Origin of the sequence: Arthrobacter sp. MP_M4, from assembly GCF_035984855.1 — a bacterium.
GTDB lineage: Bacteria > Actinomycetota > Actinomycetes > Actinomycetales > Micrococcaceae > Arthrobacter.
Genome location: NZ_JAXCHX010000053.1, coordinates 1 through 3,709 on the forward strand (window position 1 = coordinate 1; position 3,709 = coordinate 3,709).

The following is a 3,709-nucleotide window of genomic DNA, read 5'->3' on the forward strand; positions in this document are numbered from 1 at the left end:
AAGGCGAAGGGTCTTCTTCATTGAATAAATCTCCTCATACACGCGCGTGTGATGTTCGCGCCCCGGAAGGGGCCAGTGGTACTTCGGAGCCGAACAGCAAGTGGACTGGTTTAAATGTGCCGTAAACCACAACCTCTTTCGGCCAGTGCCCGGCCGGGCAGACGCCAGCAGACGTTCAGGGGTGACGGCTGCGAGGCGCGTTCAGGCAGCTGAAGCCCCTCGGCGGCCCCGGGCAGCCGTCCCAGATCCAGGTCGTGCCTTGCGAAGCAGGGCGTATCCGGTCAGCGCCAGGGCGCCGGCGGCCGCTTCGGCGACCGCCGTGATGACCTTGGCCGCATACCAGACCGGTTCGTACATCGACGGCAGCGGCCCGAGGGCGGGGACCTGAACATACCGGTAGAGAATGACCGCGGCCAAAGACAACAACGCCACCACAGCGGCGGCCGCGAAAGCGGCACGGGAGCCTCTAAGCAGTACAAACGCCGCGGCCAGGGTCGCGGCTCCGGCCTGGACTATAAACAGGGTTCCCTGTCCGATGCCGCCGGGGGCTGCCTGCTGATAACCCGGGGCGAGCTGGACATGGATCACGGCGCTGGCCAGCAGGGCGGCCGCGACACAAACACGCAGGACCCACGCGGAACGCATCCGGTTCGCTGGTGGTAGTTCCGGGCGGTTCATTTCACGACCAGCGTCCCGGTCATCTGCGGATGGTAGCTGCAAATAATCCCGTACTCACCCGGAGCGTCCGGAGCCTTAAAGACCACCGTTCCACCGGCCGGGACTTCAACATCGAACCCGCCTTCGTTCTTGGCAGTGACCGTATGCGGTGCGCTGTCCGCGTTCGTCACCGTCACCATCGCCCCCGGCTTCACCGACGCGGGAACCACGTAGGCGAAGTCCTTGATCGTGATAACAGTTTCACCGGACTGTGCAGAAGCAGCTGCAGACGGGGCAGAGACGCTGCTGCTGGCGGCGGGCTGCGGATCAGCCTGTCCTCCGCCCTGAGCTGCGCATCCGCTGATGCCGGCCAAGGACACTGCCGCCGCCACGGCCAAGACTCTACTGATTTTTTTCATGACAATCCCTTCCAAAGGGATGTGACCTCCACCCGCCAAACGGCGCGCCCATCAGGAAACTCCCCACGGACTATTCGTCACGCCCGCCCCCGCGGACTGCCCACCCGGCGTCCGGGTCTAATGTTTTCGAAGTCATCCTGAGGCCGCGACCCAGCCAACTCGCTGGGCATGCTGCCCCGCGGCGGATTTCGCATCGAAGACACCATGCCTGGGACCTGCGTGGACTCGCGCCAACCGGCACACGGATGACGCCGGATACCGGGTCATCACCTATGACCGGCGCGGCGTTGGCGGCAGCGACAAGTCGCGGACCTGCCCGCAATGCTGAAGCAACTTGATCTCAACGACGTCACCCCGGTCGGTTCTCCATGGGCGGGGGCGAATCCGCCCGCTACTTCGTAGGTATGGCGCCGAACGGCTGCGCAGCGTGGTCTTCACCTCAGCCGTTCCACCCTGCCGGGTGCAGACCGATGACAACCCGGGCGGACTCCTGGCCACGGACGCGGCCGTCGAAATGACGGCTGACCTGACCAAAGACGAAGATGAGTTCTACGACGGATTCACGCGCACGTTCTCCTCGGTCAATGAAGAACTCAAGGTCAGCGAAGAACAACGCAACGGTGCCCTTGCGTTGTGTCAGCAGGCAGACAAGGAAGCAGCCGTTGCACGCATGGCAGACTTCGGCGGGAAGGTTTCCGGAATGATCTGATCAACGCGAGTGGACCCGCGTTCGGGCTGGACGGTGACGGCGACGCCGGTGTGCCCTCTGAAGGATTCGGCCAGCGCACCCACACGATCCTGCCCGGGAGCGAACTACAGGTAATGACCGACGCACCCCGCAGGTGGACCGTCAGTCACCGTGACCAACTTAACGCAACTGTCAGGAACGGTGAGGGGCGCCACCTCGATTTTCCGTTCTGGGCCGCCCAGTTTTCGACCATCGAGACGGCAACGTGCGCTTGAAGTTTCCGCCATGGAGTGTCGAAGTTTGGAAATGCTGTCCCGAATACGGCTTTTTACTGTGGACAGCGGCACGTTCAGGATGTTCGCCACTTCCGGATATGTCAGGCCTTCAAAGAAGGCAAGATTGATTGCGGCGTGCTGGAGTGCGGATAGTGAAAGCAAATGACGGGTGACATCCTCGGCTTCAAAGATTGTGATAGCGGCCTCTGCCACCACATCGTGATCGGTGATGTGGTTCTCCGATGAAAAACGTGCCAGGCGATTCCGGTGGGATTGTTCGGCTCGGACGTGGTCCACGGCACGGCGTCTCGCAATGGTCAGCAGCCAGGCCATCGGGGCCCCGCGTCCTGGATCGAACCGGTCCGCTGTGTTCCACACTTGGATGTATACCTCTTGGGACGTGTCCTCGCTGAGCTCCCTTGACACGAGAACGGCCAGGATCGTCGCAAACACTTCTTTTTTGGTGTCAGCGAAAAATTCCTCAAAGGCGTCATTGTCATGCTTCGCGATGCGGCCCAGCAGTGCGGTCAGAGACCGCGTGTCCACGTGCCCAAGCAGTTCCTCAGTTTCTAAGCCCGGCAATCCTGCCGGGGGTACAGGTGGTACTGGCATGGAGCCCTTCACGGTTGGAGTGCATCATGACTGGGGAACGTGCAGGCGACGTGTGAGGCCGGCCACCGGTCAGGAGGTTCCCTGTGTTGGTTGGGTCAGCGGTGCTTCGCCGCCGTGTTCTGCGATGAGGGAGAGGGCCATGCGTTTGGCCCAAATGGCTGCCTCTTTGTCTCCCTCAACGGCGGAGATGATGGAGCCCTTCGTCAGGATGTGGCAGGACCGGGCAAAGCGGTCCGGATCCTCTAGGCCTGCTTCCGTGGCGAGAGTCCGCATGAATTCCCGTGTCTGGGCCAGGTAGCCGGCCGCAGCCTTCCCCAATGGATGAGTGGTTCCCATTTCCAGCATGGTGTTTATGAAGGAGCAGGCCTCGAAGTCGTCCCGGCGGAACCACCCGTCCAGAACATCGAAAATGGCCAGCAACTGCGCTGTGGGGTCATCGGCCCTTCTTCTGGACTCTGAGATGATCTGCTCGACAGTCCACACCTGATGGCAGCGTTCCAGGAAGGCCAGGGCTAGATCGTCCTTGGAGGCGAAGTGACTGTAAAACGTGGCCTTGGCAACCCCGGCCCGCGATATAAGCTCCGCGATGCCGACATCGCGTATGCCGCGCTGCGCGAACAACTCATAGGCAGCGGCCATAATCCGCTCTCGCGCCCCCGACGGAGCCGGTGGCGGCGCGGCGGTCTTGTAGGCGGGGTCGACTAAGAGGTTCCGGGAGTGTTCCATCAGAAGCAGACACTACACGCAAACCAGACAGACCGGTCGGTACGGTTCTTAAGAGGAGGGAATTTGCCCGGACGGTTTCGTCATGCCGAACAATTAAACTGCTGAGCAGTCATGTCGGGACAGTCCGCTGGGTACTACCGCCCGCGGAAGGAGTTCTTCAGCGGTGGAATGCAGGCGGGCACCGATTCCGGTGAAGAGTTTTTTTGACGGGAGGGCAGCCACATCCCGTGCAGTGCTATTTCACGGTGATGGTGCCGTGCATGTTGCCGTGGAAGATGCAGTGGTACGGGTAGGTCCCGGGTTTGGTCGGGGCGGTGAAGGTGCCGGTGCCG

General features: G+C 61.9%; 5 protein-coding genes. 1 reads left to right on the forward strand and 4 read right to left on the reverse strand.

The annotated features are described in order from the left end of the window. Positions 1–201: 201 nt before the first annotated feature. A complete protein-coding gene (locus RCH15_RS18880; RefSeq protein ID WP_326962187.1) occupies positions 202–678 on the reverse strand; it encodes a hypothetical protein in 477 nt (158 codons plus the stop codon). Further along, positions 675–1,076: a cupredoxin domain-containing protein gene (locus RCH15_RS18885; RefSeq protein WP_326962188.1), complete on the reverse strand. Its 402-nt coding sequence runs from the start codon at positions 1,074–1,076 to the stop codon at positions 675–677. The genes RCH15_RS18880 and RCH15_RS18885 overlap by 4 nt, the downstream gene beginning before the upstream one ends. Before the next feature lie 427 nt (positions 1,077–1,503). Here RCH15_RS18885 and RCH15_RS18890 point away from each other — a divergent pair, with 427 nt between their 5' ends. Beyond that, positions 1,504–1,785, forward strand: a complete 282-nt coding sequence (locus tag RCH15_RS18890; RefSeq protein WP_326962189.1) for a hypothetical protein — start codon at positions 1,504–1,506, stop codon at positions 1,783–1,785. Positions 1,786–1,889: 104 nt separating this feature from the next. Here RCH15_RS18890 and RCH15_RS18895 read toward each other — a convergent pair whose 3' ends face one another. Both RCH15_RS18895 and RCH15_RS18900 read right to left on the reverse strand, forming a co-directional pair. Next, a complete protein-coding gene (locus RCH15_RS18895) occupies positions 1,890–2,663 on the reverse strand; it encodes a sigma-70 family RNA polymerase sigma factor (protein WP_326962190.1) in 774 nt (257 codons plus the stop codon). A gap of 57 nt (positions 2,664–2,720) precedes the next feature. Then, a complete protein-coding gene (locus tag RCH15_RS18900; protein WP_326962191.1) occupies positions 2,721–3,377 on the reverse strand; it encodes a TetR/AcrR family transcriptional regulator in 657 nt (218 codons plus the stop codon). Positions 3,378–3,709: the final 332 nt, after the last annotated feature.